The organism is Paenibacillus mucilaginosus 3016 (assembly GCF_000250655.1).
GTDB classification, from domain to species: domain Bacteria; phylum Bacillota; class Bacilli; order Paenibacillales; family NBRC-103111; genus Paenibacillus_G; species Paenibacillus_G mucilaginosus.
Window position 1 is genome coordinate 3887591 of the sequence record NC_016935.1, and the last position, 26599, is coordinate 3914189.

The 26599-nt window shown below is 57.9% G+C and carries 26 protein-coding genes and 1 pseudogene; 21 read left to right on the forward strand and 6 right to left on the reverse strand.

Annotated elements, in window-relative coordinates:
- Positions 1 to 2 precede the first annotated feature (2 nt).
- Both PM3016_RS16885 and PM3016_RS16890 read left to right on the forward strand, forming a co-directional pair.
- Positions 3 to 527: a GNAT family N-acetyltransferase gene (locus PM3016_RS16885; protein WP_014370258.1), complete on the forward strand. Its 525-nt coding sequence runs from the start codon at positions 3 to 5 to the stop codon at positions 525 to 527.
- Positions 528 to 538: 11 nt separating this feature from the next.
- Positions 539 to 1246, forward strand: coding sequence for an SAM-dependent methyltransferase (locus PM3016_RS16890; protein WP_014370259.1), 708 nt, complete (start codon positions 539 to 541; stop codon positions 1244 to 1246).
- A 114-nt stretch (positions 1247 to 1360) separates the two neighbouring features.
- On the opposite strand, the gene PM3016_RS16895 is transcribed toward PM3016_RS16890, so the two are convergent.
- Positions 1361 to 2233: an AraC family transcriptional regulator gene (locus PM3016_RS16895; RefSeq protein ID WP_014370260.1), complete on the reverse strand. Its 873-nt coding sequence runs from the start codon at positions 2231 to 2233 to the stop codon at positions 1361 to 1363.
- 158 nt (positions 2234 to 2391) lie between these two features.
- Here PM3016_RS16895 and PM3016_RS16900 point away from each other — a divergent pair, with 158 nt between their 5' ends.
- The 3 genes from PM3016_RS16900 (at position 2392) to PM3016_RS16910 (ending at position 5191) form a co-directional block, all read left to right on the forward strand.
- A complete protein-coding gene (locus tag PM3016_RS16900) occupies positions 2392 to 3555 on the forward strand; it encodes a Gfo/Idh/MocA family protein (RefSeq protein ID WP_013916908.1) in 1164 nt (387 codons plus the stop codon).
- A gap of 14 nt (positions 3556 to 3569) precedes the next feature.
- Positions 3570 to 4331 carry a sugar phosphate isomerase/epimerase family protein gene (locus PM3016_RS16905; RefSeq protein ID WP_014370261.1) on the forward strand — a complete coding sequence of 254 codons (762 nt, stop codon included), beginning with the start codon at positions 3570 to 3572 and terminating at the stop codon, positions 4329 to 4331.
- Between the two features lie 152 nt (positions 4332 to 4483).
- Positions 4484 to 5191, forward strand: a complete 708-nt coding sequence (locus tag PM3016_RS16910; RefSeq protein ID WP_014370262.1) for a DNA alkylation repair protein — start codon at positions 4484 to 4486, stop codon at positions 5189 to 5191.
- Between the two features lie 66 nt (positions 5192 to 5257).
- Here PM3016_RS16910 and PM3016_RS16915 read toward each other — a convergent pair whose 3' ends face one another.
- Both PM3016_RS16915 and PM3016_RS16920 read right to left on the reverse strand, forming a co-directional pair.
- On the reverse strand, positions 5258 to 6298 hold the full coding sequence (locus PM3016_RS16915; RefSeq protein WP_014370263.1) for a hypothetical protein: 1041 nt from the start codon (positions 6296 to 6298) through the stop codon (positions 5258 to 5260).
- Positions 6299 to 6342: 44 nt separating this feature from the next.
- The gene (locus PM3016_RS16920; protein ID WP_014370264.1) at positions 6343 to 6813 is read right to left on the reverse strand and encodes a hypothetical protein; all 471 of its coding nucleotides are present in this window, start codon (positions 6811 to 6813) and stop codon (positions 6343 to 6345) included.
- Positions 6814 to 6965: 152 nt separating this feature from the next.
- Here PM3016_RS16920 and PM3016_RS16925 point away from each other — a divergent pair, with 152 nt between their 5' ends.
- Together PM3016_RS16925 and PM3016_RS16930 are read left to right on the forward strand one after the other, a co-directional pair.
- Positions 6966 to 8783: a PAS domain-containing sensor histidine kinase gene (locus tag PM3016_RS16925; protein WP_014370265.1), complete on the forward strand. Its 1818-nt coding sequence runs from the start codon at positions 6966 to 6968 to the stop codon at positions 8781 to 8783.
- 248 nt (positions 8784 to 9031) lie between these two features.
- On the forward strand, positions 9032 to 10408 hold the full coding sequence (locus tag PM3016_RS16930; protein WP_014370266.1) for a hypothetical protein: 1377 nt from the start codon (positions 9032 to 9034) through the stop codon (positions 10406 to 10408).
- A gap of 14 nt (positions 10409 to 10422) precedes the next feature.
- Here the strand turns inward: PM3016_RS16930 and PM3016_RS16935 are convergent, their stop codons facing one another.
- On the reverse strand, positions 10423 to 10785 hold the full coding sequence (locus PM3016_RS16935) for a winged helix-turn-helix transcriptional regulator (protein WP_013916916.1): 363 nt from the start codon (positions 10783 to 10785) through the stop codon (positions 10423 to 10425).
- A gap of 290 nt (positions 10786 to 11075) precedes the next feature.
- Here PM3016_RS16935 and PM3016_RS16940 point away from each other — a divergent pair, with 290 nt between their 5' ends.
- The 3 genes from PM3016_RS16940 (at position 11076) to PM3016_RS39725 (ending at position 12898) form a co-directional block, all read left to right on the forward strand.
- Positions 11076 to 11831: an SAM-dependent methyltransferase gene (locus PM3016_RS16940; protein WP_013916917.1), complete on the forward strand. Its 756-nt coding sequence runs from the start codon at positions 11076 to 11078 to the stop codon at positions 11829 to 11831.
- A 132-nt stretch (positions 11832 to 11963) separates the two neighbouring features.
- On the forward strand, positions 11964 to 12677 hold the full coding sequence (locus PM3016_RS16945; protein ID WP_238540523.1) for a hypothetical protein: 714 nt from the start codon (positions 11964 to 11966) through the stop codon (positions 12675 to 12677).
- Positions 12678 to 12688: 11 nt separating this feature from the next.
- Positions 12689 to 12898 (forward strand): hypothetical protein, encoded by a 210-nt coding sequence (locus PM3016_RS39725; RefSeq protein ID WP_238540524.1) that lies wholly within the window; start codon positions 12689 to 12691, stop codon positions 12896 to 12898.
- A 163-nt stretch (positions 12899 to 13061) separates the two neighbouring features.
- Here the strand turns inward: PM3016_RS39725 and PM3016_RS16950 are convergent, their stop codons facing one another.
- The gene (locus tag PM3016_RS16950; protein WP_238540525.1) at positions 13062 to 13883 is read right to left on the reverse strand and encodes an AraC family transcriptional regulator; all 822 of its coding nucleotides are present in this window, start codon (positions 13881 to 13883) and stop codon (positions 13062 to 13064) included.
- 165 nt (positions 13884 to 14048) lie between these two features.
- On the opposite strand from PM3016_RS16950, the gene PM3016_RS16955 reads away from it, so the two are divergent.
- The 3 genes from PM3016_RS16955 (at position 14049) to PM3016_RS38710 (ending at position 17802) form a co-directional block, all read left to right on the forward strand.
- Positions 14049 to 15572 carry a glycoside hydrolase family 31 protein gene (locus tag PM3016_RS16955; RefSeq protein WP_014370268.1) on the forward strand — a complete coding sequence of 508 codons (1524 nt, stop codon included), beginning with the start codon at positions 14049 to 14051 and terminating at the stop codon, positions 15570 to 15572.
- A 72-nt stretch (positions 15573 to 15644) separates the two neighbouring features.
- The gene (locus PM3016_RS16960; RefSeq protein ID WP_013916921.1) at positions 15645 to 17342 is read left to right on the forward strand and encodes an alpha-L-rhamnosidase-related protein; all 1698 of its coding nucleotides are present in this window, start codon (positions 15645 to 15647) and stop codon (positions 17340 to 17342) included.
- Positions 17343 to 17631: 289 nt separating this feature from the next.
- On the forward strand, positions 17632 to 17802 hold the full coding sequence (locus PM3016_RS38710) for a hypothetical protein (RefSeq protein WP_014370269.1): 171 nt from the start codon (positions 17632 to 17634) through the stop codon (positions 17800 to 17802).
- A 168-nt stretch (positions 17803 to 17970) separates the two neighbouring features.
- On the opposite strand, the gene PM3016_RS16965 is transcribed toward PM3016_RS38710, so the two are convergent.
- Positions 17971 to 19401, reverse strand: a complete 1431-nt coding sequence (locus PM3016_RS16965; protein WP_014368491.1) for a transposase — start codon at positions 19399 to 19401, stop codon at positions 17971 to 17973.
- Positions 19402 to 19681: 280 nt separating this feature from the next.
- Between PM3016_RS16965 and PM3016_RS39125 the strand changes: the two are divergent.
- The 8 genes and pseudogenes from PM3016_RS39125 to PM3016_RS17005 form a co-directional block, all read left to right on the forward strand.
- Positions 19682 to 19951 (forward strand): annotated as a pseudogene (locus PM3016_RS39125) (transposase); the annotation flags it as partial.
- A gap of 29 nt (positions 19952 to 19980) precedes the next feature.
- On the forward strand, positions 19981 to 20841 hold the full coding sequence (locus tag PM3016_RS39130; protein ID WP_238540601.1) for an IS3 family transposase: 861 nt from the start codon (positions 19981 to 19983) through the stop codon (positions 20839 to 20841).
- A 201-nt stretch (positions 20842 to 21042) separates the two neighbouring features.
- Entirely contained in the window at positions 21043 to 21615 is a 573-nt protein-coding gene (locus PM3016_RS39730) for a hypothetical protein (RefSeq protein WP_014370270.1), read from the forward strand.
- A 434-nt stretch (positions 21616 to 22049) separates the two neighbouring features.
- Positions 22050 to 23507 carry a S8 family serine peptidase gene (locus tag PM3016_RS16985; RefSeq protein ID WP_013916925.1) on the forward strand — a complete coding sequence of 486 codons (1458 nt, stop codon included), beginning with the start codon at positions 22050 to 22052 and terminating at the stop codon, positions 23505 to 23507.
- Positions 23508 to 23724: 217 nt separating this feature from the next.
- A complete protein-coding gene (locus tag PM3016_RS16990) occupies positions 23725 to 24060 on the forward strand; it encodes a thioredoxin family protein (RefSeq protein ID WP_013916926.1) in 336 nt (111 codons plus the stop codon).
- Between the two features lie 276 nt (positions 24061 to 24336).
- Positions 24337 to 24546: a hypothetical protein gene (locus PM3016_RS16995; RefSeq protein WP_013916927.1), complete on the forward strand. Its 210-nt coding sequence runs from the start codon at positions 24337 to 24339 to the stop codon at positions 24544 to 24546.
- A gap of 38 nt (positions 24547 to 24584) precedes the next feature.
- Entirely contained in the window at positions 24585 to 26171 is a 1587-nt protein-coding gene (locus PM3016_RS17000; RefSeq protein ID WP_014370272.1) for a hypothetical protein, read from the forward strand.
- Between the two features lie 160 nt (positions 26172 to 26331).
- Positions 26332 to 26511, forward strand: a complete 180-nt coding sequence (locus PM3016_RS17005) for a hypothetical protein (protein WP_013916929.1) — start codon at positions 26332 to 26334, stop codon at positions 26509 to 26511.
- Positions 26512 to 26599 lie beyond the last annotated feature (88 nt).

Sequence of the window (26599 nt, forward strand, 5' to 3'; positions counted from 1 at the left end):
CCATGAAAAGTCAATCCATGAAACTTCAAACGAATCGGCTCCTGCTGATCCCATTGAATCTCGACCTCATCGATGCAGCGGCTCGGCAGGATACCGGTGCTGTGGAAGCGATGGGGTACAAGTCCAACGGAGAATGGCCGGGTCCTGATTTTCTGGAGGCCCTGCCTTACTTTCGGGAACAGCTGATCAGGAATAACGGCACCCGAGGCTTCGACTCCTGGATCATCGTGGAACAAGATACGCAAGAAATTGTGGGAGGAATCGGTTTTACAGGAGATCCCGATCCGGACGGCCGGATTGAACTGGGGTTTGCAACAAATGACAGCCGCCGCCGCAAGGGGTACTGCTACGAAGCCGCCCAGGCCTTGCTGGAGTGGGCCCAGAAGCACGAGGAGGTCAGGCTCATTACGGCGAGATGCGGGCATGACAATACCGGTTCCAAGAGGGTGCTGTCGAAATTAGGTTTTCAAGCGGACAGCCAAGATGAAGAGCTGATCTACTGGATATATCCGGCTTCGAAAGGATAGGAGGCTCCAAGATGAATAACCGCCTGGAGGACGTTGATTTCCTGAGAGCCCATCTGATGGGGCCCAGTTCGATTGTCATGATCAAGGAATTAACGGCACCTCTCCCTTTGCAAAAAGGAATGCGTGTGCTGGATTTGGGCTGCGGGACCGGGCTTACTTCGATCTATTTGGCCCAAAAGTTTGACGTTACCGTGTTCGCCGTTGATTTATGGATCCCTGCGACGGAAAACTACCAACGATTCAGAGCGTTCGGTCTGGAGGAACAGATCGTCCCTATTCATGCGGACGCCTGCCGCCTGCCTTTTGCCCAATCCTACTTCGATGCCGTCATCAGCGTCGATGCGTATCATTATTTTGGAGCGAATGAAGACTACTTGGACGGCCATCTGTCGCCGCTGGTCAAGGAAGGCGGCCTCTTCGCCGTCGCAGTGCCGGGGTTTAAGACGGAGGTTGACGAGGGCGTACCCGGGCCGCTGCAGCCGTTCCTCCCGCCTGCCGGGGCTGATCTCCACTGGCATACCTGCGATTGGTGGCAGGCGTTATGGGGGCGGTCGCCCCATGTCCGCGTAGAAGCGGTAAGGGAAATGGATTGCTTCGAGGAGGCATGGCACGAGTGGCTCCAGTGCGACAACCCGTATGCACGTGATAATATCCCGCTGATGCAAGCGGATGACGGCAGGTATATGAACTTGATCAAGATGACGGCCACAAAGATCTAGCTATACCCCCAAATATAATAGAGCGCCTCTTTCTGATGGGTCTGTCCACGGTTCGAAACCCGGCATCAGGAAAGGGGCGCTCTTTTTATAAAAGGATGTCATCCTCATCATTGCCTATCCGCCATTCCTGCCGTTCCTCGGCGATCTGCCGGTGAGCTTGCGGTACGACTTGAAGAAGTTCGAGTACGTGTTGAAGCCGGACATGAAGCAGGCCTGCGTGGGGGAGTAGCCCTGAAGCATCAGCCCGTCGGCCATGCGGACCCGTTTAAACGTAATGTACTGGTTGACCGAGTAGCCTGTCGCTTCCTTGAAGGTATGGCACAGGTGGTACTTGGTGATGTAGAACGTCTCGGCGAGCAGGTCGAGCGACAGGTCCTCTTCCAGGTTGGCATTGATGTATTCCAGCACGACATGCACTTTGTCGCTCGACTTGCGGCTCGCCTGGGGATGCTCCGACTCGGCCAGCGCATTGAATGTGGAGAGAATCTGCACGATCACGCACTTCGCGACGAATTCATTCTCGGCGGTTCGGGGGCCTGAGGGCTCGAGCAGCCGCTGCAGCCTGCCGAACAGGTCCAGCAGTCCGCTGGACCTCACCGTCTCGGCCGGAATCTGGTTGTTCTCCCCAAGCTTGCGGAACTTGATTGTGCGAAAAAAATCCACGCCGTTCAGCAGGAAAGGGGGGAGCAGGCTTTCGTTCAGCAGCAGGACGATGCGCTCATACGGCTGATCCTCGGAGATGTTCAGCACATGCAGCTCGTTGGAGTTCATCATGAGCAGGGAATAGGGCTCAAGCTCGTAGGGGCTGCCTTCGACCGTATAGCTGCCGGAGCCGCTGAGGAACATATAAATCTCGCAGCCCTGCTCATAGTGGGGCTTAAAGTGCTGGGGATCGGGCTTCTCATCCCTGGCATGATGATAGTGAAAGGACGCATCCGCCGCTGCGTAGTAATGATTGCGGCCGTTCCACCGCTTCAAGGGTTCCATCGGATCTCCACCGTTTCTTCGGATGTAAGCTGTTATAGCGGTTCTTCTTTTTCATCTTACCGCAACATATTCACAGTTTCAAACAATGAAAGCGATGAACATGTACAAATGAAAGTGGTACAGTAACGGTGCAGAGAAGGTTGAGGAGGATGCAGGATATGGAAAAGGTGAGACTCGGCGTCATCGGCCTAGGCAATATGGGGTCGTCGCACTGCCATCACATTCATGTGGAGAAAAGGGTACCGGGGCTCGAGCTCGGGGCCGTATGCGATGTAAGCGAGGCGCGCAGGGAGTGGGCGCAGCAGCACCTGCCGGGCGTGGCGGTCTATGAGAATGTCACGGATATGTATCAAAGCGGCCTGATTGACGCCGTCCTGATCGCGGGTCTGCACTATGACCATCCGGCGCAGGCGATCGAAGCTTTCGAGCACGGTCTGCATGTGCTGGTCGAGAAGCCGGCGGGCGTCTACACCCGGCAGGTGCTGGAGATGAACGAAGCGGCAGCCCGTTCGGGCAAAGTATTCGGCATCATGTATAACCAGCGGACCAACCCCGTCTTCCAGAAGGTCCGGGACCTCGTGCAGAGCGGAGAGCTGGGCGCGATGAAGCGGGTGGTCTGGATCGTGACGGACTGGTACCGGCCGCAGGCATACCACGATTCGGGCTCCTGGCGCTCCACGTGGAAGGGGGAGGGCGGCGGCACGCTCATCAACCAGAATCCGCATAACCTTGACCTGCTCCAATGGATGCTCGGCATGCCGTCCCGGATCCGTTCGTTCTGCTCTTTCGGCAAGTATTACAACATCGAGGTCGAAGATGACGTGACCGCTTACCTGGAGTATGACAGCGGAGCGACGGGCGTGTATATCACCTCCACCGGGGAGGCGCCCGGAACGAACCGGCTCGAGATTTCGGGCGACATGGGCAAGATCGTCGTGGAGAAAAATCAGATCACCTTCCAGCGCAACCGGATATCCGAGCGGGAGCACAACCGGGTGAACACGGAGCTCTTCAAGAAGCCCGAGAGCTGGACCTGCCACATTCCGGTGTCTTCGGACGGCGGGGAGCAGCATATCGGCATCATGAAGAACTTCACGAGAGCTGTACTGCACGGCGAGAAGCTGCTGGCACCGGGCGAGGAAGGCATCCACGGCCTCCTGATCTCGAACGCCATCCATTACTCCACATGGGTGGACGGATGGGCGGATCTGAAGGATTTTGACCACGATCATTTCTACGAGCTGCTTCAGGAGCGGATTGCGAATTCCAAGGTGAACAAGCAGGTGACTCAGCGGGTGGCCGACGTAGCGGGAACACACTAAGGGGGAAGCGTCACATGTCCAAAATTGCGGGTGCACAGCTCTACACGGTGCGCGACTATACGAAGACGGCGGAAGATCTCCGCACTACACTGCAGCGAATCAAAGCTATGGGCTATACGACGGTTCAAGCCTCCGGACTGTGGCATATCCCGGTGGAGGAGCTGGCCGGTATCGCCCGCTCCCTGGAGCTAGGGATCGTCATCACGCACACGCCATTCGAGCGGTTCGTGGAAGACCTGGACGGGGTGGTCCGGGACCATCATGCCCTGGGGTGCAGCATCGCGGGGATCGGCGGACTGCCGGTGCAGTTCCGCAGCAGCGAGGGCTACGGGGTATTCGCCAAGCAGTTCAACGCGATCGCGGAGGAGCTTGGGAAGCAGGGGCTGAAGTTCAGCTACCACAACCATCACTGGGAATTCGAGAAGCACGGCGGCCGGCTGGGGATGGATGTCCTCCTGGAGGAGACGAATCCGGAGACGTTCCTGTTCACGCTCGATACGTACTGGGTGCAGGCGGGAGGCGCCGATCCGGCAGCCTGGATCCGCAAGCTGAAGGGCCGCATCGAGGCCATCCATCTCAAGGATATGACAATCATCGATCAGAATCAGATCATGACGGAAGTGATGGAGGGCAACCTGAACTGGCCGGAGATTCTCCAGGCGTGCGAGGAAACCGGCGTGAAGTGGTACCTCGTCGAGCGGGATAACGGGCCGACGGACGCGTTCGACAGCCTGCGGATTTCGTACGAGAATTTGAAGCAAGTGGGCTTTGTGTAAGCAAAGGATTGATATGGGGCGGCCTTTTTTTGGCGTGGAAAGCTTATCCCTCTACGAACGATACTCCGAGGCTTCCGCTCCTGTCTTCTTCTGGATGCGCCGGCCGGGAATGTGTATACTGCTATCATAACCTGAAGGAAGGACGGATCGGCGTGACACTGGAGGAAGTGATGAAGCGGCTGGAGGCCATGGGCTCCGAATCCACGAGGCAAACGCTCATGCGGCACGGCATGCCGCCGGCAGGCTATGGGGTGAAGGTGGGCGATCTCAAGAAGCTGGTCAAACCGGTGAAGGGAGACCAGGAGCTGGTGCTGCAGCTGTACGATACGGGCATTTCCGATGCGATGTACCTCGCCGGGCTGACGGTGAACCCGAAGACGGTCGCCAAGGAGACGCTGCAGGCATGGGCCCGCAAGGCCGATTGGTATCTCATTGCCGAGTATACGGTTGCGAGTGCGGCGGCGGAGAGTCCTCATGCCCTGGAGCTGGCACGGGAATGGATCGATTCGCCGGAGGAGCTTGTGGCCGCCTGCGGCTGGAGCACTTGGGCGAACTATGTCTCGATCACACCGGACGAGCATCTGCCGGCAGAGGAGCTGCGCGGTCTGCTGGAGCGTGTGCAGGCGTCCATTCATGAGGAGCGGAACCGGGTGAGGTATACGATGAACGGGTTTGTGATCTCCGTCGGCGGGTACGTGGCCCCGCTTCATGAGGAAGCCGTGCAGGCTGCAGCGGCGATCGGGAAGGTGCGGGTGAACATGGGCGGGACGGCATGCAAAGTGCCTTCGGCCCCGGAATATATCGCGCGGATGATCTCTGCCGGCAAGCTCGGGAAGAAGCGGAAGACGTGCATCTGCTAGGCGGAATGGGAATGCGAAGCGCCAAGAAGGAAACGCCCCTGGGGGAGCTCCTGCTTGGCGCTTCGCTTATTTCTCCACAATATCCGGATGGGCCGTCATGATAGCCTCGGCGGTGTCCCAGAGGACCGGCAGGAAGCCGAGCACCTCTTCGGCACGCCGCGACATCGCGCTCCAGTCCGCGACGCCAAGGTCCTCTGTCAGCGCGTGGAACGCGGGAGTCAGCCGCTCCCCGAGCTCCGGAGCGTCGGCGGCCAGAATCTTGCGGCAGCGGGCGAAGGTGGCGGCGATCCAGAAGACCGCTTCGCGGTGATTGCCTGACCGGATGAGCTCCTCGCTGCCGTCGATGGCAATGGGGCGGGACACCGGCGAGATGTCCGAGCTGAAGAAGAACGGCGTCCTGCCGGCCGCCGCCGCGGCATCGAAGGTGCGGGCCAGCTCCCGCAGGTGCCCCCGGGTGCGCTCCGGGCTCCAGCCGGCACAGCCGAGCAGCTCCAGCAGCCGCCCGTAGATGTCTTCGCGGCCGCAGGCTGTGAGCACGTCACGGGCCGCGAGGTAGCGAAGCCGCACCGTGGGGTTGCGCAGTGCGGCCACGAGGAGCACGTGCGTGGTCACGCCGGTCGCGAACAGCCAGGAGGTGAAGCGGTCATGCGGCGGGGCGGAGGGGTCCAGGCCCTGCAGCCAGGACTCGATCCTTCCGCGGGCTTCGCCGCACCGGCGGCTTACCCAGGTGCGCTCCGCAAAGTGCGCGGCCACCTCCTGCTGCAGCCTTCGCAGCTCCCCCGATGGATCGCTGATGATCGTGTCCCGGCGGAAGCTGCCCGCGAGGTGATACGAGCCGAGCACCTGCTCCGCGGAGGATAGCTGCCCCGCGGACAGGTACGTTCCTTCGATCAGGGCGCCTTCGAATAGAAACTTGCCCGGCTTCACCGGCGGCTCGGCCTGTTCGGTGACGACCACCACATCGACGTCGGAGGCTGCCGGCAGTTCGTCCTCATCCGACAGCCCCAGGATCGACCCGCTGAAGTAAGCCCCGCGGAAGCCCTCGATCCTGCTGGCCTGCCCGGCAACCCACCTTACCGCCGCCGCTTTTGCCGCTCCTGCTTTCATGGATATCCCCGCCTCCATTCATGATAATTTCTGCAGTCCGAATGCTACCCCCGCGCGAATCCGCCGCAGGCAACAAGCCGATTCCATGCGTTCAGCCCTGGAACAGTCTTTTGCTCGGGGTGCGGGATTGCACACACCTGACGGGGCTTATACTCCTCCCCGAAGACGAGGATGGCGCGCACAGGAATCGTCTCCCCCTGAACATCGAAGATCAGATTGACATGTCCGTGACAGAAACAACCGTCATCATATTCCGCCTGGAGTCCTTCGTATGCGTGCAGATGAAAGCCATCCTCTTCGTATATTCTCCGAAGCTCGCCTGCCCACCTTCCGGCACTCCCGTCTGCCGAGAGTCCCCCGTAAAGAAGCGCCGCCTCGTCGTACTTTTGGTCCACCACGGCATCGAGGAAGGAGGCGGTTTGCCGCTCGGAAGCGACCGGGGCGAAGAGAACCCAGAGCCCGGCAGCAAGGGCCAGCACAGCAAGATAAGCCCCTATTTTATACAGTTCTTTCATCTCTTTCTCCTTATATGGAAGATATAGACTTTTCATTACTCCAGTAGACGGAAAACGTGAACGCAGGGTTGCATGCAGGACGGTTTGAGGCAGGATTTCGCCGTCTGTATGTAGAACTCTTTCCACAGCTGAATAAGATGGACGGTGATCCCATGGAAAACAGACATATGCAGGGCAGCCCCGCCGGACAATGGGATGCACAGGAAATTCTGGAGCAGACAAGAGACGGGTTTTACTCCCTGGACCGGCAGTGGAGAATCACTTATGTCAACCACCGGGCGGCCGAGATGCTCCAGCGCGACCGGGAATCGCTTACGGGCCGAACGGTTTGGGATGAATTTCCGGAGGCCGTGAGCAGCTCGTTCTATACGAATTTTCACAAAGCCATCCAGGACTCCGTAGTCATGGAGTTCGAAGAATACTATCCGGCGCCGATGGACAGCTGGTATGATGTCCGGGCTGTGCCGACCCGGGAGGGACTGGCCGTATTCTTCCGCAACATTACCGCCCAGAGGAAACAAGCCCAGCATCGGGAGCAGCATTACAAATCGCTCTTCCTGCAGAACCCCGATGCCGTCTTCTCCTTTGATCTCGAAGGTCATTTTCTCAGTGTGAACCCCGCTACCGCCAAGCTGACCGGGTACAGTGCCCACGAGCTCCTTACCATGTCGTATCTTCCTTTCATGCATGAGAGCACGATGGAACAAACGCATTATCATTTTCAGCAGGCCGCGAACGGGGTTCCCCAGAAATATGAGAATGTCATCGTGCATAAAGACGGGACGCTGATTCCCTGCAATGTCACGAACATGCCCATTATTGTCGACGGCAGAATCGTAGGAGTGTACGGCATAGCGAAGGATATCTCGGAGAGAAAAAAGGCGGAGTACCAGATCCTGGACAGCCAGCTCCGGCTCCGTTCGCTGCTGCATAATCATCCGGATGCGATCTATACGCTTGACGCGGGCAAACGGATCGTGGACTGCAATCCTGCAGGCGAGGATCTGCTTGGCTATACGAAGGCTGAACTGTTCGCCATGACGCTGAAGGATGTGGTCTCTTCCGCTGATATCCGCCTGGCATCGGACATGATCGATGGGGCGTTAACTGCCGGATCATCGGATGCGAAGGAGCTGCTCTTCCTGGACAAGGACGGCTCGCCGCTCTCTTCCCACTGTACGGTGGTGCCGATCCTGATTCACGGGGAAGTCCTTGGGAGCTACATGATTCTGAAGGACGTCACAGAGCAGCGGGAGACGGAGAAGCTGCTGCTGAAGAGCGAGAAGCTGCATATCGCCGGCCAGCTGGCCGCCGCCGTCGCCCATGAGATCCGCAACCCGCTGACCGCCCTTAAGGGCTTCCTGAAGCTGCTCGAGGCTTCGAATGAGAACCGGGAGCGGGGGTATATGTTCGCGATCCTCCAAGAGGAGATGGAGCGGATCGAATCGATCACCAATGAACTGCTCGTCCTCGCCAAGCCGCAGTGCGCTTCTCATGTAAGGCTCGATCTTGCCGCGGTGCTGCGCTCCGTGATTACGCTGGTGAACCCGCAGGCGATCATGCAGAACGTTCAGATTCTTACGAAATACGGCTCGGTGCCACCGGTGCGCGGGGAGGGCAACCAGCTTAAGCAGGTTTTCGTCAATATCTTGAAGAACGCCATAGAGGTGATGCCGGAAGGAGGAGAAGTAGCGATCGGTGTGGAGACGGCAGGGAGAGAGGTTCAGGTGCGCATCCGGGATCAGGGACGAGGCATCACGGATGAGCAAATCTCCAGGCTGGGCGAGCCGTTCTATTCCACGAAGGAAAAAGGTACGGGTCTGGGTCTCATGGTCTCCAAGAAAATTATTGAAGCGCACGGCGGCCGGCTTGAGGTAACGAGCAGGCTGGATGTAGGGACGACGGTCTGCGTGATCCTGCCGGTTTTGGAGGCGGACGAGCCGGTGAAGTCGTGCGTAACTGGACCTTAGCTGTGAGCCTGCCTTTGGCAGGTTTTTTTTGTTAAACGATCCGAAGGGATAACTCGCGCAGGGGCAGGCCCGTTCCCCATACAGCCTGTACAGCATGTTCCGGACGCCCGGATGGCGGCAGGCGGCAGGGTGGGGAAGTTTCTTTTTGGTGCCTACGGCACCGCGGCGTAACGACCCTACAAAAAAGTGCGTACTTTTCATTCGGAGGAGAGGTTGATACGCTAGGTAAGAAGGAGAGGAGGAAGAAGATGTCAAACTATCGGTTAACGGTTGGGGAGTACAGCCTGAACTGGGGAACCCCGATCCGCCTCGACCCAGCGCCTGCCGCGGGGAATGCCTTAACCCGTCAGCCCGGCGGGGAGTGGGACTGGGACCTGCCCGAGGGCGTGTATCTGGCGAGGGATCTTGTTCGCGAGCTGGCCGTGCTGCTGGACTCGGTGGTCGAGCAGCTTGGAGGAGCGGCCGGTTACGAACCCTTGCTGGACAATGTGAAGGCGAGCCTCGCCCTCTCGGGGAGAGAATCGGTACTGCAGCTGGATTCGTTGAGGCTTGCCGACCCGGCGCGAACCGAGCTTGCCGGACAGGCACGAAGGATCGGGGATACCCTGGCCCGCTGGGCGGGAGAGCAGGCCGGGGAAGGGCCGCGGGCGGATAAGGCGATTCTGGGAAGGGTTCGATTCCGCAGCCGGTGCGATCATCACCTGTGGACGCCCCTCGTAACGGATATCCTGACCGGGCCAAGTGGAGGTCCTTCCGTTATGCAGCTGTTCAACGAATATCTGCATCAGCTGGTGCTGTTGAGAGACCTGCTGCTTCCTTACGAGAATTGGCAAGAGGTTCCCATCGGGATAGAGCGCCGGGGGAAGGGGAAGGGCCTTCGGTACACGGAGCAGGCCCGGGCCGCCTTCCTTGCGGAATTCCTGATGAGCAGGCCGTCCCACCTTTCCCTTCTGGGGTATGCACAGAGTGGTTTGGCTCCGGAGTTATCCGCGCCGGGATACGGCTTTCAGTACCGTTACGGCACGATCCTGCCGGCCAGCCTGGGAAGGCATCCCGCAGACAGCCGGAGATTCCTGCTCGGCTGGTATCCGGTCCGGACCGTACCGCACACGGTAGACGTAGGGGCATCCGCGGTCTTCGATTACGTCTACCCTGACTACTATTCCGCACCGCGAAGTCATGCAGATGCGGGAGCGGCAGCCGGCCGTACGCACGAGGGTGACCTACGCGGAATCCGGGAAGCCTTGCTGGAGGTGACCCCGGCGGAGGGTGAAACAGGCCGGGTACAGATCCACTACCGGCTGCAGATCGGCTCCCAAGCCTATCGTGTGGATCTTGGACAGCTCCTTCGGGGGCACCGTTACCTGTACCTTGCCGGACCGAACCAGCCATCGGAAGAGGGCACGAGACTTACGGCTGCGGCTGTGCTGGCTCAACCCGGTCTGGTCCATACGGGCAGCGGTACCCATCACATCTCTGCGGGAAATAATCCGCTTGTGGTCTGGGCCCTGCTCGGAAAGCTGTATCCGGAGAATGTGATCCTGCTGCACGGAGAGGTCAACGAGAAGCTTCAAGGGGCAGGAGGATCAGGCAAAGGGTTCGGGGCAAAGTTCGTGATCTTCTGATGGGCTTTACGCCATTAGGCGTGTTGATCTTCCGTGCGGAGGGGATCCGAGTTGAAGTTCTCCACGTAATCCGCCCCGTATTCGCAGAGCATCTTCAGCATGGGAACCAGACGGCAACCGTATTCGGACAAGTAATATTCCACCTTCGGAGGGGCAACCGGGTAGACCTTGCGTACGATCAGGCCGTCGTTCTCCAGATCCCGGAGCTGTGCGGTCAGCATCTTCTGGGTGGTGCCGGGCATCAGCTTCTGAAGCTCGTGAAAGCGAAAGGTGTTCTCTGACAGGTAGCTCAGGATCAAGATTTTCCATTTGCCGCTGATCAATTCCAGGGTGATTTCAGAGGCGCACCGGTAGTGGTTGTTTCGGAATGAGATCAAATCGAACCTCCCGTCTGCCCATAAAATCAGGCAAGTGCATTGGAATAATGTGAATTATAGCAAATGCCCCTAAGGGCTTCAAGGCAGGGGCCATGAATCGGGAGGGTCCTCCCCTGACCGCAGCGGGACAAATCGGAGCGGCCGCTGCTACAAGGAACGGACCGGCTCGGCCGGAAGGGCAGCCATCGCGCAGGAGGCCCTCCGGTTTTTTTGTGTATAACGGATTTTTTCCTTTGCGGACCCGAAGCCGCTCCCGTACAATGTAGCGAGTACCCAAGAGGAGCGATTTCATGGACCGTAACAAATTTTCGATGATTGCCCACCGGCATCATGTTTTTTATAATCCGCTGAGTGAACCGAAGCTGGCCCGCATGCTGGAGCGGATGGGACTGCAGACAGGGGCCCATGTTCTGGATGTGGGAGCCGGGCAGGGGGAGCTGGCGCTCAGAACCATAGAACGGTTCGGAGTGAAGGTGACTGCGCTGGAGCTCAGTGAGGAGATTACGGAGCTCGGCCGGACCCGCGCGAAGGGCCGGGCGGCGGACGGGTCGCTGAACTACAGGGTGGGCGATGCCCAGGAAGCCGTCATGACGATCCCGGAGGGAAGCTTTGATGCGGCGCTGTGCGTGGGTTCCTCCCATGCACTCGGCGGACGGGATGCCGCGCTCCGCGAGCTCTTGCGGCTGCTGAAGCCAGGCGGAATGCTGCTGCTCGGCGAAGGGTACTGGAAGATGAAGCCGGCTGCGGCTTACCTCGAAGCGCTCGGGGGAGCGGAGGAATCCGAGCTGACGAGCCATGCGGGCAACGTGTCGGCAGGGGAAGAGGCCGGGTTCCATCCGGTCTGGGCCGCTGTGACGAGCGAGGATGAATGGGACGAGTACGAATGGCTGTATGCCAAATCGATCGAAGACTATGCGCTGGAACGGCCGGACGATCCGGATGTGCCCGCGATGCTGGAGCGCAGCCGCCGGTGGCGCAGCACCTATATGACCTGGGGCCGGGACACGCTCGGCTTTGGCATGTATTTGTTCCGCAAACCGGTGTAGCTGCGGCTTAGGCCTCGTACCCCGGGTGAACTTCCGCCTTGACCTTGTCCGGAGAGAAGGCCGGCAATGAATCCGGCATTCTTAGCAACCTTTGGCTGCTCAAGGAAGTCTAGGGGGCAGGAGGTTGTGCGAATGCAGAGAAGCATGAGAAGAAGGATGACAAGGTGGACGATAACCACTGGGGCGGCTGTTCTCACGGCCCTGCTGCTGACCGGCTGCGGGCAGCAGGCGCTTCAGGACTTGAAGGAAGCAGCCGCAAGGGAAGCGGCGGCTTCGAATCAAGCCTCCGACCAAGCCTCTGACCCGCTGAAGAGCGTATCGCCGGAGGTGCTGGAGGGCCTGCTCTGGAAGCATGACGGGCTGCAGTCCGTATTCCGGCAGCACGGGGTAAGGCCTCTCGGGTCAGGCATGAATGAGAGGGGGGCTTACCTGGAGGTCCGGCGGATCGGCGAGCACGATAGAACACTGACAGAGAGGGAGATCGAAGCCTTCAGGCAATCGGTATACAAGGCCGCGGGCGGCCGGTTTCCGCTGAAGATTACGGTCCGCACGCTGGCGGCACAGCCGGACATGACGGGCAGGGTGACCGCCATCGACGGGGAAGGCAGGCTGTTGATCGTCTCGACGGACCGCTTTCTGGATCAGGAGCGCACGCGGCCGGATGCCGACTGGTACCGTATGGCGGACGATGCGGAGATAACGGCGGACGGCAGACGGCTTCAGGCCGCAGAGATCCCCATCGGATCGGCCGTGGAAGCCTGGAGCGAAGGGATGATGCTGACCAGCTATCCCGGCCAGACAACGGGCCTGCGCCTCGTAGTCAAGGCGACGCACAGGGAACCGTGACGGGGCTGTCCATGTCCGGTGAGGGAGTGAACGCCATGCACACGATCGGCATCAATGGGGTGACGTACCGGCTGCTGGCTTCCGCCCGGGTATGGGAGAAAGGAGGGCAGGTGGGCTTCTCCGAGCTGAAGGAAGGACGCAGAGCGAAGGTTTGGTTTACGGGTCTGGAGATCGGAGAGGGGAAGACCGTGAGCCAGATCGTGCTGCTGGACGGGGAGTAACCCTTGAGTGAAGGTGAAGCTGCTCCGGTCCGTATTGACCCGAATCCCTTGCCGGCTGCCCGGCAGATATCGAGCGCTAATCGCGCAGCAGGCATGGTTCAGGCCGCGGCTCTTTAGTTCGAGCTTGCGGCCTTTGCCTGTTTCCCGCTTTCCGTGCGGCGTTCTACTCATAAAATATGGCATCGTAAGGAAACTCGAGCGTTTTCATCCGGTATTCCTTCGGGGTCATCGCCATATAATGGCGGAATACTTTGCCGAAGTAGCTCGGGCTCTCGAAGCCGCAGCGCCGCCCGATCTCGTGGATCGGCAGTTCCGTGGTACGGAGCAGGGCGACCGCGGCTTCCACCCTCCGGTCCCGCAGGTAAGCCAGCGGCGAAGTGCGCTCCGACTTTTGGAACAGCCTGCACAAGTGATGCTTGTTCACCCCGCAGTGCCCGGACAGGGTCTCCAGCGTGACCGGCAGGGCGTAATTCTCCTTCATGTACCGCTTGGCCTTTTCGATCATTGTACTGGAGGTTTCGCTGATTTCCTTGCCGTCATCCGTGCTCGTTCGGACCAAGGTCAGCATCCACTCGTATACCTGGGCGGAGAGCAGGTACTTGTCGGTCACCTTCTCTTCGGCGATCATCCGGAAGAGCCTCCAGAAGCCTTCAATCACCGGAGAGTCGGTCTCTCTTCGGATCACCGGCCCCTCCCGGGCAGTGACGAGATCCCAGAGGCGGGTCGCTTCTTCGCCCCGGATATTCAGCCAGATCACCTCCCATGGTTCTCCCCCTTCAGGAAAATAGTATCGGTGACGGCCCGGCACCTTGATCAGAAAGCCGGAACCCTTCGGCAGGGGATAGCTCTGCTGTTCATACTCGATGCAGCCCTGACCGCTGAGGGTGTACTGGAAAATTACATGTCCGGTGTCCGGCCGCTCTTCACCGGCAAAGCTGTACGCCGGGCTGTTGATGGTCTGCCAGCCAATCGAGTCGATAGTCAATATCGAACGATCTTCATTTCGGAATCCATACGAGGCAGGGGTTAGCACAGCTCAATGTTCCTCCTTGCCAAAGTCAATATTGTTATATTATAAGTCACAACTTTAAGATTGTCCTCCCCGGCGTCCGGATGTAAGCTCATGTGTAGTAGAGAGGGAGTGATAGGTGTGACGAATGAAGAGCTCGTGCTTGAGCTTCTGCCTGACGAGTATTGGTGGGGAGGACGGACGGCCGATGGACGAAGCATGCCCTATGGTTCGTCCTTGTTCATCGTGGACCTGGCCACCGACCTGGGGGGAAATCAAGCCTGCCCCTTACTGATTTCGAGTAAAGGCCGTTATGTGTGGAGCGGGGAGCCCTTTGCTTTCGCGTTCGAACGAAGCCATCTGAAAGTGATCGGCCCGGGACCGCTTATCCAGGGCGAGGGCTATGAAACTTTGCGCGGGGCGTACGGCTATGCATCCCGCACCTTTTTTCCACCGGTGCCTTCGATTCCGGAAGAACTGCTGTTCACCGCTCCCCAATACAATCTGTGGATCGAGCTGCTGTATGAGCCGACGCAGGAGAAGGTGCTGCAGTATGCAGGAGATGTGCTCGCCCATGGGATGCCTCCGGGTGTGATCATGATTGACGACAACTGGCATGAGCCTTACGGGACATGGACGTTTCACTCCGGCCGGTTCCCGGACCCTGGGCGTATGGTTCAGGAGCTGCATGCCATGGGCTTCAAGGTGATGCTCTGGGTGTGTCCCTTCGTTAGTCCGGATTCGCTTACCTTTCGCAGGCTGGAGCCGACTGGGATCCTCTTGAAGGACCGCAGCGGCAGGACGGCGATTCGAAAATGGTGGAACGGCTGCAGCGCGGTGCTCGACTGCACCAACCCGCAGGCCGTACGGTGGATTCACGAACAGCTGGAAGCGCTTCAGCGAGACTATGGGATTGACGGCTTCAAGTTCGATGCCGGCGATCCGGAGTTCTATGAACCGGACGACCTCAGCTATGTCCCCGGCACCACGCGCAACGGCCACTGCGAGGCATGGGCCAGGATCGGGCTGAGCTATCCCCTCAATGAATACCGCGCCTGCTGGAAGCTCGCAGGACAGCCCCTGGCTCAGCGGCTTAAGGACAAGAACCATGAATGGGAAGGCAATGGTCTGGACAGCTTGATCCCGGACGGCTTGGCGCAGGGTCTTCTCGGCTATGCCTATACCTGCCCCGATATGATTGGCGGCGGGCAGTATGAGAGCTTCTCCGTGGACCGGTTGGATCCTGAGCTGTTTGTGCGTTATGCCCAGTGCTCCGCCCTGTTCCCGATGATGCAGTTCTCCGCAGCCCCTTGGCGGGTTCTGGATGAGGAGTACCTGCGTTACTGCATCGAAGCGGCCCGATTGCACGCGCGGTTCGGATCTGAAATTCGGGAGCTTGCCAAGGCAGCATCCGTCACCGGAGAGCCGATACTGCGCCACATGGCTTATGAATTCCCGGGGGAAGGCATGGAAGCCGTCCAGGATCAGTTCATGCTGGGCAGCACGCTGCTTGTGGCTCCTGTGGTGACCCGGGGGGCGAGAGCGCGACAGGTGATGTTCCCGGCCGGTACGTGGGCGGGAGATGACGGCAGTGTGGTGGTTGGGCCTGCGAACCTGCTCATCGACGTGCCGCTGGGCCGGCTGCCCTGGTACAGGAAGCAGTAAACACAGCTGGGATCAAGGTCGTGGAAGGAAGATCAGGATGTGAAAATCAGGGAATGAGGAGGGAGCTTCAGCATGATTCCGTCATGGGAAGCCTTGAAGGTAACAAAGGAGCCGCGAACCCGTTATTACATCGATCCGGTCAGGATCGTATGGCAGTCGGAGGACGAGAGCCCGGCGATCGAACGCGCGGAGCTGCTGCTGACAGGCCGGGACGGCCAGTCGGTGCTGAGCACGTCCATGGAGAAGGCGTGTATTTTCCGCCATGAGGGGAACGCTCCGGGCATCCTGCTTGATTTTGGCACGGAGCTCCATGGAGGGGTACAGATCTGCATTGCAGGCGGCAGCAAGAAGGATACGCGAACGGCCAGGATTCGGGTCCGGTTCGGGGAATCGGCGATGGAAGCGATGAGCGAGCTGGGCGGGACGACGAATGCGACGAACAATCATGCCGTGAGAGACGGGATCTTCGAAGTCAGCTTCATGGGGGCCGAAGAGCTCGGGAACACCGGGTTCCGGTTTGTCCGGATTGATTTTCTGGACGAAGGGCACTTCATCCAGTTGCTTAGCATTCGTGCCGTGGCGGTGATGCATGATCTCGAGTATAAGGGCAGCTTCCGCTGCAGCGACGAATTGCTAAACCGGATTTGGGCAGCAGGCGCCTATACCGTGCATCTGAATATGCAGGATTACTTGTGGGACGGCATCAAAAGGGACCGGCTGGTGTGGACGGGCGACATGCACCCGGAGACCTCGACACTGCAGGCTGTGTTCGGGTCTCATGAGGTCGTGCCGCGGAGTCTGGACTTCATCCGGGACGAGAGCCCGCTGCCGGACTGGATGACGACCTTCCCCACGTATTCCATCTGGTGGGTCCTTGTGCATCACGACTGGTACATGCATAACGGGAATTTGGAGTATCTGCTGGAGCAAAAGACTTATATGACGGGGCTGCTCCGCCAGCTGGCGGATTGCGTGCTTGAGGACGGAACCGCGGACATTCCGAATCCGTTCCTGGATTGGCCTTCTTCCACGAACCCGGAAGGCGTGCGGGCGGGAACGCATGCCTTGTTCATTTGGTGCATGATGGCGGGAGCCAAGCTGTGCGGGGTGATGGAGGAACATGACACGGCGGAGCTCTGCCGGCAGACCGAGGCCAGGCTTCGACAGGCGCTGCCGGATCATAATCACAGCAAGCAGGCGGCCTCCCTGCAGGCTCTGGTCGGACTGCTCGACCCTCAGCAGGCGAACCGAGAGGTGATCGCGCCGGATTCGCCGAGGGCCTATTCGACCTTCTATGGCTACTATATCCTTAAGGCACGCGGCGAGGCGGGGGATATTCAAGGCAGCCTGGACAGCATCCGGTCCTATTGGGGCGGGATGCTCTCGCTTGGGGCGACCACGTTCTGGGAGGACTTCGATATCGAGTGGCTGAACAACGCAGCGCGGATCGACGAGCTGACGCCCCAAGGGAAGGTCGACGTGCACGGCTCCTACGGTGGATACTGCTACCAGGGCTACCGGCACAGCTTGTGCCACGGCTGGGCCTCGGGACCGACAGCCTGGCTGTCCGAGTATGTGCTCGGCATCCGTCCGCTGGAGCCGGGCTGCCGGACCGTCCGTGTCGCTCCGCAGCTGGGCGATCTGACATGGGCGGAGGGCACCTTCCCGACCCCGCACGGCATCGTAAGGGTGAAGCATACGAAGCGGCCGGACGGCACCGTACACTCGGATATTACCGCGCCGGAGGGTGTGACGGTGGTGAGGGCTTGACGATGGAGAGCAGAGGCATGACGGGATGAAATCAGAGCCCGGGTATGGTGAGGCAGGCTGTTGGAGCCGAAGTGCTCTGTGGATCCGGGTTTATCTGTAATTGTGTCCCGCTTGGGCGTATGACCGGCCGAGCGTTTCCCCGGCCGTCCGCTTCGTCAGAAACGCTGCTGTCTTCCACCTGGAGGGCAGCGGCTTATGGGCTTCGTTCGGACCCCTTCTTTTTGTTATTGATGACTTTACAGCAGATATGGTATCTTTATGGGAATTTCTGGTGAGTGGGGGCGGGAGCATGAGCTTGAATCCCATATTGATACCGTTTTCTGAGGAGTTCGAGACTGAGCGGCTGATGCTGCGGGCGCCCCGGTGGGGAGAGGGCGTGCTGGTGAACGAAGCGATCTGCGAGAGCGAAGTCCCGAACCGTTTGCCGGATATCGCTCCGCTGCCGCCGACGAATGGCTGAACTAGTGGGGGATGGGCGTATCACCAGTCCGCTGATTTGCCTGCGCTGCCCCGCCGGACTCACCGCTGCAAAATAACGGAACTGTAGAGGGTATTTCATAATTGTTTCACTCTGTCTTCGAAAAGGCAGAATTTCTAAAACGCTATTTTTAAAACAGGTGGCTAAATTTTAGGCTGCCTGTTTTTGTTGTTTTTGGCGCATGCAATCAACAGCATATTGACAAAGCGTGTAGCTAAGAACACTCAGGGCGGCGTCAACCTCAGCTCTTTTACCGCGCTTCCTAGACGCCCCCAGTCCGTAGTAACCCTTCAGATAGGCAAAGATTCGCTCAACCGTTGTCCGTTTCTTGTATATTTTTTTGTAAGATTTACTGCCCCTGGCTGGTACGGTAAATCGTCTGAGATCCTTCTCTACCTTGATTTTATAGACCCTTTGACACCTGCCGCTTTTTTCTAGCGGGCATGCTTTGCACTCTTGGGGCCTAGTGAATTTTAAGCTTTTGTTCTTGGCATCGAAGCTGTCATATACGTAAGAGTGCCCTTCCTGACACACCGGGTGAAAATTCTCATTCAATCCTTCCGGCGGCTTTTTCGCTCGCTCGTTATAGTCAATTAGAGGCCAGGCTCCCAAGCTCCTTACTTGTTTGTAGACGGCCATAACATCATATCCAGCATCAGCCAAGGCGTGTTTGACCTTCCAGTCAGGAAAATCGGTTTGAAACTTCTTTAGCAGCGGAATCGCCAGCCGTCCGTCATTTACGTGAGCGGAACTGAAGAGGGCGCTCAAAATGTAATGCCCTTTACTGTCTGCGAGAATATGCAGTTTGTATCCATGCCACCACATGAGTTTTCCATTGGAGCCTTTTTTACTGCTCGTACTTGGATGTATAGGAATCAGCGGTTTGAGCTGCTCAAATGTGTAAGGGAGCATATCCTCGAGTTTACGTTCGAACAGGGGCAAAGAAGCTTCCCATGCTTCTCTTTCCAAACGGCGGCGCTCCGCCTCTGCCTTCGTAGGCGCACCCCTTTTATATTTCTTCCGCGGGTCTTCCAGACGCTTAGCGCTGGTGGATGGGGAGTGTTCCATTTCAAGGACAGGTTGTTCGTTAGACTCGGCCTTCGATTCCACTTCCTGTTCTTTACGCGGTTGGCGTTCCTCTGCCTCTACATGGGTGGAGTCAAAGCTAATAAAACTGGGAGAGACGAATCCCGCCGCAGCGGCGAGGGAAATGACTTGGCGCTGCAGCTCCCACAGCACACCGGAGTCGGCGAGTTTTGTATACAACCGTGAAAATGAAGCTTCACTAGGAATAGCGTCGGATCCGCGAAAACGGCAAGTCCTGCGGAACTCTTCATTTGTCCGCAAGCGCTTCAGCAAATCTTTTGTGGTCGGAATACGTTCAATGGTCCCAATGAGCATAGCGTATACCATGGCCGCATAGTTCAGCTCTTCTGGCCGGCCTCTGTGCGTTCTCTTGTTGAGCACGCGCAGTGCAGGTAAGAGGTCAAGCGTTTTGAAAACGATGCTGTATTTATTTTCTGGTGCCATTTCCATAAGCTCTTGCAGGGAAAACAGCTCTTCTTGACGAATAGTATACAAAAGAGTACCTCCTTCGTTTGAGTGTGGTGTGGTAACCATACATTCAATAACTTGGGTAGGTACTCCTTTTTTTTCTGCCCTGAAAGCCAGTTACGGCATGGGTTTTGAATTATGAAAGTGACTCCTGTAGTGCCTTATTCGCCCACAAAACAGGGCCCACGGCCAAATAGCGGAACTCAGGTATCTTATGCCCCCTAAATTGGAAGTAGACTAAACGGTGGACACAACTTAAGGAACGACCTTTATAATAAAGACAAACGAACAAAGGTCGAGGTGTGCCATGAGTCAGCAGCGGGAGAGTTACGACAGTGAGTTTAAGAAAAAAACAGTGGAACATATAGAGAAGGAGGGGAAGAAGCCAATTGAGATTGCCCGGGAACTTGGGATTCCGAAAAGTACCTTAAGCCGCTGGATCAAACAGTACGGGAAAAGTGCAGCTTCGGAACAATCACAAGTCTTTGTGGATTACGAACGACTAAAAAAGTTGGAGCAGCAAAACCGCGAACTGCAAGAGGAGAACGAAATCTTAAAAAAGGCAATGCACTTCTTCACGAAAGACCGGGACTGATTTTTTCGTTTATTTATAAACACCGCTTCCAGTACCGTGTCGAGAAGATGTGCTCCGTTTTACAAGTATCCAGAAGCGGCTATTACAAGTGGGTAAAACACAAGCCTAGTAAACGGGAAAAGCACCGGATGTGGCTGAAAAAACGCATCCGGCATCACTTTTACCGTTTGAAGAAGCGCCCGGGCAGCCCCGTGATTACTGCGATTCTGCGAGAGGAAGACGGTTGTGCTGTCTCCTCAAAAACGGTCAGTCGCCTTATGAAAGAGATGGGTCTTAAGTCGATTACGGTTGGAAAATACAAAGCAACGACCAATTCCAACCACAACATGCCTGTTCATGACAATATCCTAAATCAGCAGTTTAAAGTGGAGGCACCCAACAAGGTCTGGGTAACAGATATTACTTATGTCGCCACTGGCGAAGGCTGGCTATACTTAGCCAGTGTGATGGACTTATATTCACGTAAAATCGTGGGCTGGGCTACAGGCGCGCGGATGACTAGGGAGCTCGTGATCGAAGCCCTGGAGCTTGCTTACAAGCGTCAGAAACCGGCCCCTGGCTTGATCCACCACTCCGACCGCGGATCTCAGTATGCAAGCAGTGATTACCAAGAACGGCTGGCAGACTACTTCATGACCGGCAGCATGAGTCGAAAAGGGAACTGCTATGACAATGCGTGTATCGAGTCTTTTCACAGTACATTGAAAAAAGAGCTTGTGTACCAAACCAAGTTTAAAACTCGTAAACAAGCAACCGATGAACTCTATAATTACATCGAGTTTTACTACAACCGAACACGGCGCCACTCCACTTTGGGTTATAAAACGCCTCATCGCTTTGAACAGATGTACCATGAACAAAGAGCAGCTTAGCGTTAAAGGGTTCCTTCATTTTTGTGTCTACTTTATTGACAGAAGTCCAAATCTCCCCTAAATCGGGGAAAGGGAGCGAATAAGGCATCTCAGTTCCTCTATTTCCTGCCGATGCCCCTGGAATCGGCGAATAGCGCATCACAGTTCCTCTATTCGAAAAAATAGCTCAACAGCCCTCGTACCTGGAGGGCTGATAACGAAATGCTGCGAACAGGCTTTGCTCTTGACAGGACATTCCAGGACATTCAATTACCGCAGCTGCTCAGCCGGATCTTCGGCGAGCGTACCCTCATCCAGGCCACGCTCAGCCAGGTGAGGGGCACGGACCCGACCGGGCGCAGCTGCACCAAAGTTACGGTCAAACCGGTGGAACTGAAGGGCGCGCTGCTCTACCGGTTCAGCTCCTTTTGCGGCCCGAAGGTTCCCCATGAGAAGGCAGAACTAGAGCCGGCGAAAGCCGAGGAGAAGCTTGGCGTCATGCTGGCCGAGCAGTTCCGCCAAGGGCTGCTGCAGACGGGCGAGGCCGACTACCAGGTGCTCGTCAGCAAGAAGGGCCTGGTTCTGTCACAAGAGAGCTGGGAAGTGGAAGGGCAGCAGCTGCTGGAGCTGGGAGGCAGCCATATCACCCAAGTCGGCGAGAGGGAGGGCTGCGTATTTCTTTTCGTTACTCCTTCTGACGTGCAGTTCAGTCTGGATGACGAAGAGAAGAAGACGGATTATATGTCGATGTCCGATGACTTGGGGGCGATAAAAAGCTCCTTCGCCGTACATTGAACTTATCCCAACGAATGAAGGTGGGTCTGATCGACGCGCCAACGAATAAGATCCGGGACAGCTGGAACGAATGGTCCGACACCTGGTACCGGCGCTGCCGTACGGAGGAAGCCATAGCGAAACTCATCGCTGCGCCTTCCTCGGCTTTTCACCCGACGACATATCAGCGTCACGAATGGCGAGGAACGGGTATCGGAACAGGAGCTCGAGAGCTGCCGTGATTGGAAGGGGAATCCGTCGGCGGCTCTTCTCAATAGTTGTCCGTAGGAGGGGCCGTGAAAGGGTAGAACAGACGACTCAGCCCATATTTGGAAAATTGCGACAAAAGGACGCCTTCGCCTCGACACAAACGGACAAGCTATTTGCCTCAAACCTGATATACTCCTATGAAAGCCGCTGCAAGCGGTTTATTCCAGCACAGGGAGGAACAGAATTTGAGAACAAAGGTCGCTGCTGCCGTAAGTTCGCTGCTGGTTGCCACCAGCCTGCTTGCCGGAGTCGGGTATTCCAAACCGGCCGCCCCGGTATCCCAGAAACATACCTATGTGATCGCGTTTCAGTCTTCGCTTCCCGCAAACTATGAATCGATTGTAACGAAAGCAGGCGGCAAAGTGCTGCGGGCCCTGCCGGAACTCGGCGGCCTTGAAGTGGAATCCGACCGCCCGGACTTTCTGTCGAATCTCAGCGGCGTCTCCGGCATCCGGGCGGCCAACCGCGAAATGGTGCATAAGCTCGATCCGGACCCCGCCGGTGCGGACGGCCTGCCGGTGACCGATATCCCGCAGAACGCCGAAACGTACTGGCCGTATCAATGGGACATCCAGCGGGTTACGAATAACGGCGCTTCCTATAAGCTGGAGACCGGCGGAACGAAGCATGCGGACGGGACGGTCAGGCACAAAGCGGTAGTCGGCGTGATCGATTCGGGCATCGACGCGAACCACCCGGACCTCAAGGCGAACTTCCTCGGCGGCATGAACTTTGTTCCGGCCGGGGTCGATGCCAGCGAGAAGGGCGACCCGAACGATATCCGGGACCGCGACGGTCACGGAACCCATGTGGCCGGCTCCATAGCGGCCAACGGCAAGGTGAAGGGCGTCGGTCCGGATCTCGGGATCCGCTCGTACCGCGTATTCGCCGCGGAAGGCGGAGCCCCCACTTCCTGGATCGCTGCAGCCATCGTGCAAGCGGCCAACGACAAGGTGGACGTCATCAACATGTCGATCGGCGGCTTTGACGGGATCGCACGTTACACCTACGAAGGGCTCAAGTACAGCGACGTGGCGGACATGCTTCTCTGGAAGCGGGCGGTGCAGTATGCCGTAAGCCGCAATGTGACGGTGGTAGCCGCCGCCGGCAACGAGGAGCTGAACCTGAATGATGCGCATGCCGTCGTGGACTATATGAACCAATCGTACGGAGAGCTGGGCTTCACCTTCAAGAGCGCCGTGAGAGAAGTGCCGGGGACGCTTCCGGGCGTCATCAACGTCTCCTCTTCGAACCAATGGTCCACAGATCACATTGCGTTCTACTCCAATTACGGCAGCACGATTGACGTGGCCGCCCCTGGCGGTGACAACGGTCCGGTCTACGATGCAAGCCGCAATCTGGACGAGCGCGATTTCCATTACCGTACGCTAAGCACCTGGCCGACGTACCTCGAGCCTTACTTCACTTCGAACCTTTCCGGCTATGCGCTGCTGCACGGCACTTCGATGGCCGCCCCGAAGGTGGCGGGCATTGCGGGTGTGATCAAGGCCGCGCATCCGGAGTACACGCCGGCCCAGGTGCAGTCGCTCATCAAGCAGACGGCCGTGGATCTCGGCAAATCGGGTCAGGACCCTCTGTTCGGCACCGGGGAAGCGAATATCTATAAGGCGCTGAGCCGGTAAGGAGTGAGAGAAGCAAGAGTACGTTAAGGGCAAAGAATGAGGTTTTACAAAAGGATGTTTTCCAGTCACAGATGACGGGGAACATCCTTTTGAGTTTCATCCCAAGGGTCAGACGCGATGCTTCTTTCCTCACCTGCTGCGGTTTTAACTGGAGTTCCTTCGGCTGGTGCGATATAATGCTTAGCCTATAAGCACATTCCTTCAAGGGGGAACCCCTATGACAAAACTGGATGAGTTAACTTCGCTGGAGAGGATTGAAGCGTTTATCGAAGAGAACGAATGGAGTTTCTTGTACATCTCCCGGCCGGATTGCAACGTGTGTCACGCTTTATTACCTAAGCTTAAGGAGCTGCTGGATCATTATCCGCTTATCCGGCTGGGGCACATTGATGCAAGTAAGGTAGAGGCGGTAGCGGCAAAGTTTATGGTTTTTACCGTTCCTTCCCTGCTTCTGATCATTGAGGGAAAGGAATATATGCGAGAGAACCGGTTTGTTCGGTTTGACCGGCTGAATGAGCAGCTGGAACAAATGTACGAGGCATATAACCAATAAAAGGTTTACATCTAAACAAAGAAGAGGAACTCGACGTAAGCCTGAAGGAGCTTGATGTGCCTCATCGGGTAGATGAAATGTAGCGGGAAGGACGACGGAGCTGCTGGATCGGATTCGCGCGTACGGCCTCTCCTTCCCCGGAACGAACGAGCGATTAATTCATGGGGCGCCGACCTTCTTTGTCGCTGCAAAAAGTCATTCGTTCCATATCACCACAACCACCATCGGGACGAACGGATTGCGCTGTGGTGCGCGGCGCCGTCAGGCGTGCAGTCGATGCTGGCAGAATCGGAGCCCGAGATGTACTTCATTCCACCCTATGTCGGCCGCCTCGGCTGGATTGGCATGAGGTTGGATCGGGGGGCCGATTGGGAGGCAATCGCCGGAGTCATCACAGATGCTTATCTGTGCCGGGCGCCGAAGAAATACATAGAAAGCATCGCATTCCAGGAAATGATCCCCAAATACAAGTATAGTTATGAATGAAGGGTTCCCGTATTCAATAGAAAAGTAGGTAAAAACAAGTGACCTCTAACGACGAAAACAGCTGCCGCTTCAGCGAATCCCCGCTCTGGGAGCTGCAGCGGACTTATTATGAAGAGCAGGGCATACGGGCCTGGCAGGATGGGCAGGTCCCGTATTACATCACGAACAATCCCATGATCGCCTCTGTGTACGCCGGCATCCTGTTCGGCTTCTTGCAGGACCGGGCGGCGCAGGGGCACTTGACCGAGCCGGTGACCGTGCTGGAGCTCGGTGCGGGCTCAGGTCGGCTGGCGTTCCACGTGCTGCACGAACTGGAGCGGCTGCAGGCGGACGCTGGACTTCCGCTGCCTCGGCTGCGCTATGTGCTGAGCGACTTTGCGCCGGGCAGCATCGCCTTCTGGCGGGAGCACCCCGGCCTTCGTCCTTGGGTGGAAGCGGGTGTGCTCGACTTTGCCCTCTTCGACGCAGTGAAGGACGGCGAATTGCTGCTGGAGCTGTCCGGGGAGCGGATCGGGCCGGGGAAGCTCGTGCAGCCGCTGGTTGCGCTGGCGAATTACTTCTTCGACAGCATCCCGCAGGAGCTGCTCTATATTGGCGATGGGAACGTGTACGAGTGCCGCGTGGATCTGCAGCTGCCGGAGTCAGCCTTAGCGGAGAGTGCCGCTGAGCAGCTGCTGAGAGCCGAGCCCAGCTATGCCTACGACCGGGCGCCGCAGTATGAAGAGGCGTCGTACCCTTATGCCGAAGTGATCCGGACTTACCGTCAGGAGCTCGAAGACTCGCACATTCTGTTCCCGGCGGCCGGCCTGGCTTGTCTGGAACGGCTCGTCCGGCTGTCCGGGGAGGGGATGGTGCTGCTCACCGCGGACAAAGGCGACCACCGGCTCGAGCCGTGGATCTTCGCGGTGCCCCCGCGGATTGTCCGCCATGGAAGCTTCTCTCTGACGGCCAACTACCATGCGATCCGCCAGGTGTATGAAGGCAGAGGCGCGCTGTGCCTTTTCCCGGGCCATCACTACAGGAACCTGAATGTCGGGTGCATCCTCAGCCTGCCGAATGCGGCCGCCCACATCCAGACCCGGTTGGCTTACCTCCGATCCGTCGACAGATTCGGGCCCGACGACTACTTCAGCCTGAAGCTCGGGTACGAAGAACGCCTGTCCTTACTTGAGATGCAGGAGCTGCTCGCCTTCTGGCGGCTCGGGGTCTACGATGCGGAATGGTTCCTCCGGGGGGCGGGCCGGATGAAGGAGCTGCTCCCGGAGACCAGTGATGAAGAGCAGGAAGACCTGCGTCTGGGCATCCGCCGCATGTGGGAAGGCTACTACACGATGCATCCGGACGAAAAGCGGAAGCTCGCGGCTCTGAGTGCCGGGCTGCTGTTCGAGATGGGAGCCTACATGGAAGCGCTCGGCTACTACCTGGAGGTGCTGAGCGATGAGGCAGGGACCGGAGAGACCGGAGAGGCTGACCCCGGCCTGCTACATGCGGCGGCGGTTTGCTGCTACGAGACCGGGGAGGAAGCGGCCGCACTCGAATGGGCCCGAAGAGCCGCAGCTGCCGGCCCAGAACACGAAGAGGCCTGGTCCCTGCTGAAGCTGCTGGAGGCGGACGGAGCCGGCTAAACCCGGGATCACGACCGAGGCGGCAGTGGACCGGAAGAGTGCCTGGACGGAGATCAGCGTACAGCCAGGAACTGCCATGCCCGAGCTCATCTTTTCCTAACATCTTGGCGTTACGATACAAGGTAATCAACAAGAATATGTGGACAAGGAGTGCAGGAACATGGCAACAGCGGAGGAGAAGCGCAAACAAGAAGAGTTCGTGGAGGCCTATCTGCGCGAGAGGCGAGGGCTCCTGCCGGCGAATGAAGGGCAGGCGGAAACGGCGGCGGTCCAGGCCTTTCAACGGCTGAACCATTGGGTTCACGAAGCCAGAAAGAGAAGGGAAGCGTCCGATTCGTAGAATAAGAGGCGGAGAAGAGGCCGCGTTCAAGGGGCTGGGTGGCGAAAAGAAGTTGCAGGAAGCTGGGCAGTATGATCTTACATATTTG

What these genes read in the sequence shown, in the direction of transcription:
- PM3016_RS16885 (WP_014370258.1), top strand. Translation starts at nt 3, where the DNA reads ATGAAAAGTCAATCCATGAAACTTCAAACGAATCGGCTCCTGCTGATC.
- PM3016_RS16890 (WP_014370259.1), top strand. Translation starts at nt 539, where the DNA reads ATGAATAACCGCCTGGAGGACGTTGATTTCCTGAGAGCCCATCTGATG.
- PM3016_RS16895 (WP_014370260.1), bottom strand. Translation starts at nt 2,233, where the DNA reads ATGGAACCCTTGAAGCGGTGGAACGGCCGCAATCATTACTACGCAGCG.
- PM3016_RS16900 (WP_013916908.1), top strand. Translation starts at nt 2,392, where the DNA reads ATGGAAAAGGTGAGACTCGGCGTCATCGGCCTAGGCAATATGGGGTCG.
- PM3016_RS16905 (WP_014370261.1), top strand. Translation starts at nt 3,570, where the DNA reads ATGTCCAAAATTGCGGGTGCACAGCTCTACACGGTGCGCGACTATACG.
- PM3016_RS16915 (WP_014370263.1), bottom strand. Translation starts at nt 6,298, where the DNA reads ATGAAAGCAGGAGCGGCAAAAGCGGCGGCGGTAAGGTGGGTTGCCGGG.
- PM3016_RS16920 (WP_014370264.1), bottom strand. Translation starts at nt 6,813, where the DNA reads ATGAAAGAACTGTATAAAATAGGGGCTTATCTTGCTGTGCTGGCCCTT.
- PM3016_RS16925 (WP_014370265.1), top strand. Translation starts at nt 6,966, where the DNA reads ATGGAAAACAGACATATGCAGGGCAGCCCCGCCGGACAATGGGATGCA.
- PM3016_RS16930 (WP_014370266.1), top strand. Translation starts at nt 9,032, where the DNA reads ATGTCAAACTATCGGTTAACGGTTGGGGAGTACAGCCTGAACTGGGGA.
- PM3016_RS16940 (WP_013916917.1), top strand. Translation starts at nt 11,076, where the DNA reads ATGGACCGTAACAAATTTTCGATGATTGCCCACCGGCATCATGTTTTT.
- PM3016_RS16945 (WP_238540523.1), top strand. Translation starts at nt 11,964, where the DNA reads ATGCAGAGAAGCATGAGAAGAAGGATGACAAGGTGGACGATAACCACT.
- PM3016_RS39725 (WP_238540524.1), top strand. Translation starts at nt 12,689, where the DNA reads ATGTCCGGTGAGGGAGTGAACGCCATGCACACGATCGGCATCAATGGG.
- PM3016_RS16960 (WP_013916921.1), top strand. Translation starts at nt 15,645, where the DNA reads ATGATTCCGTCATGGGAAGCCTTGAAGGTAACAAAGGAGCCGCGAACC.
- PM3016_RS38710 (WP_014370269.1), top strand. Translation starts at nt 17,632, where the DNA reads ATGAGCTTGAATCCCATATTGATACCGTTTTCTGAGGAGTTCGAGACT.
- PM3016_RS39730 (WP_014370270.1), top strand. Translation starts at nt 21,043, where the DNA reads ATGCTGCGAACAGGCTTTGCTCTTGACAGGACATTCCAGGACATTCAA.
- PM3016_RS16990 (WP_013916926.1), top strand. Translation starts at nt 23,725, where the DNA reads ATGACAAAACTGGATGAGTTAACTTCGCTGGAGAGGATTGAAGCGTTT.
- PM3016_RS16995 (WP_013916927.1), top strand. Translation starts at nt 24,337, where the DNA reads ATGCTGGCAGAATCGGAGCCCGAGATGTACTTCATTCCACCCTATGTC.
- PM3016_RS17005 (WP_013916929.1), top strand. Translation starts at nt 26,332, where the DNA reads ATGGCAACAGCGGAGGAGAAGCGCAAACAAGAAGAGTTCGTGGAGGCC.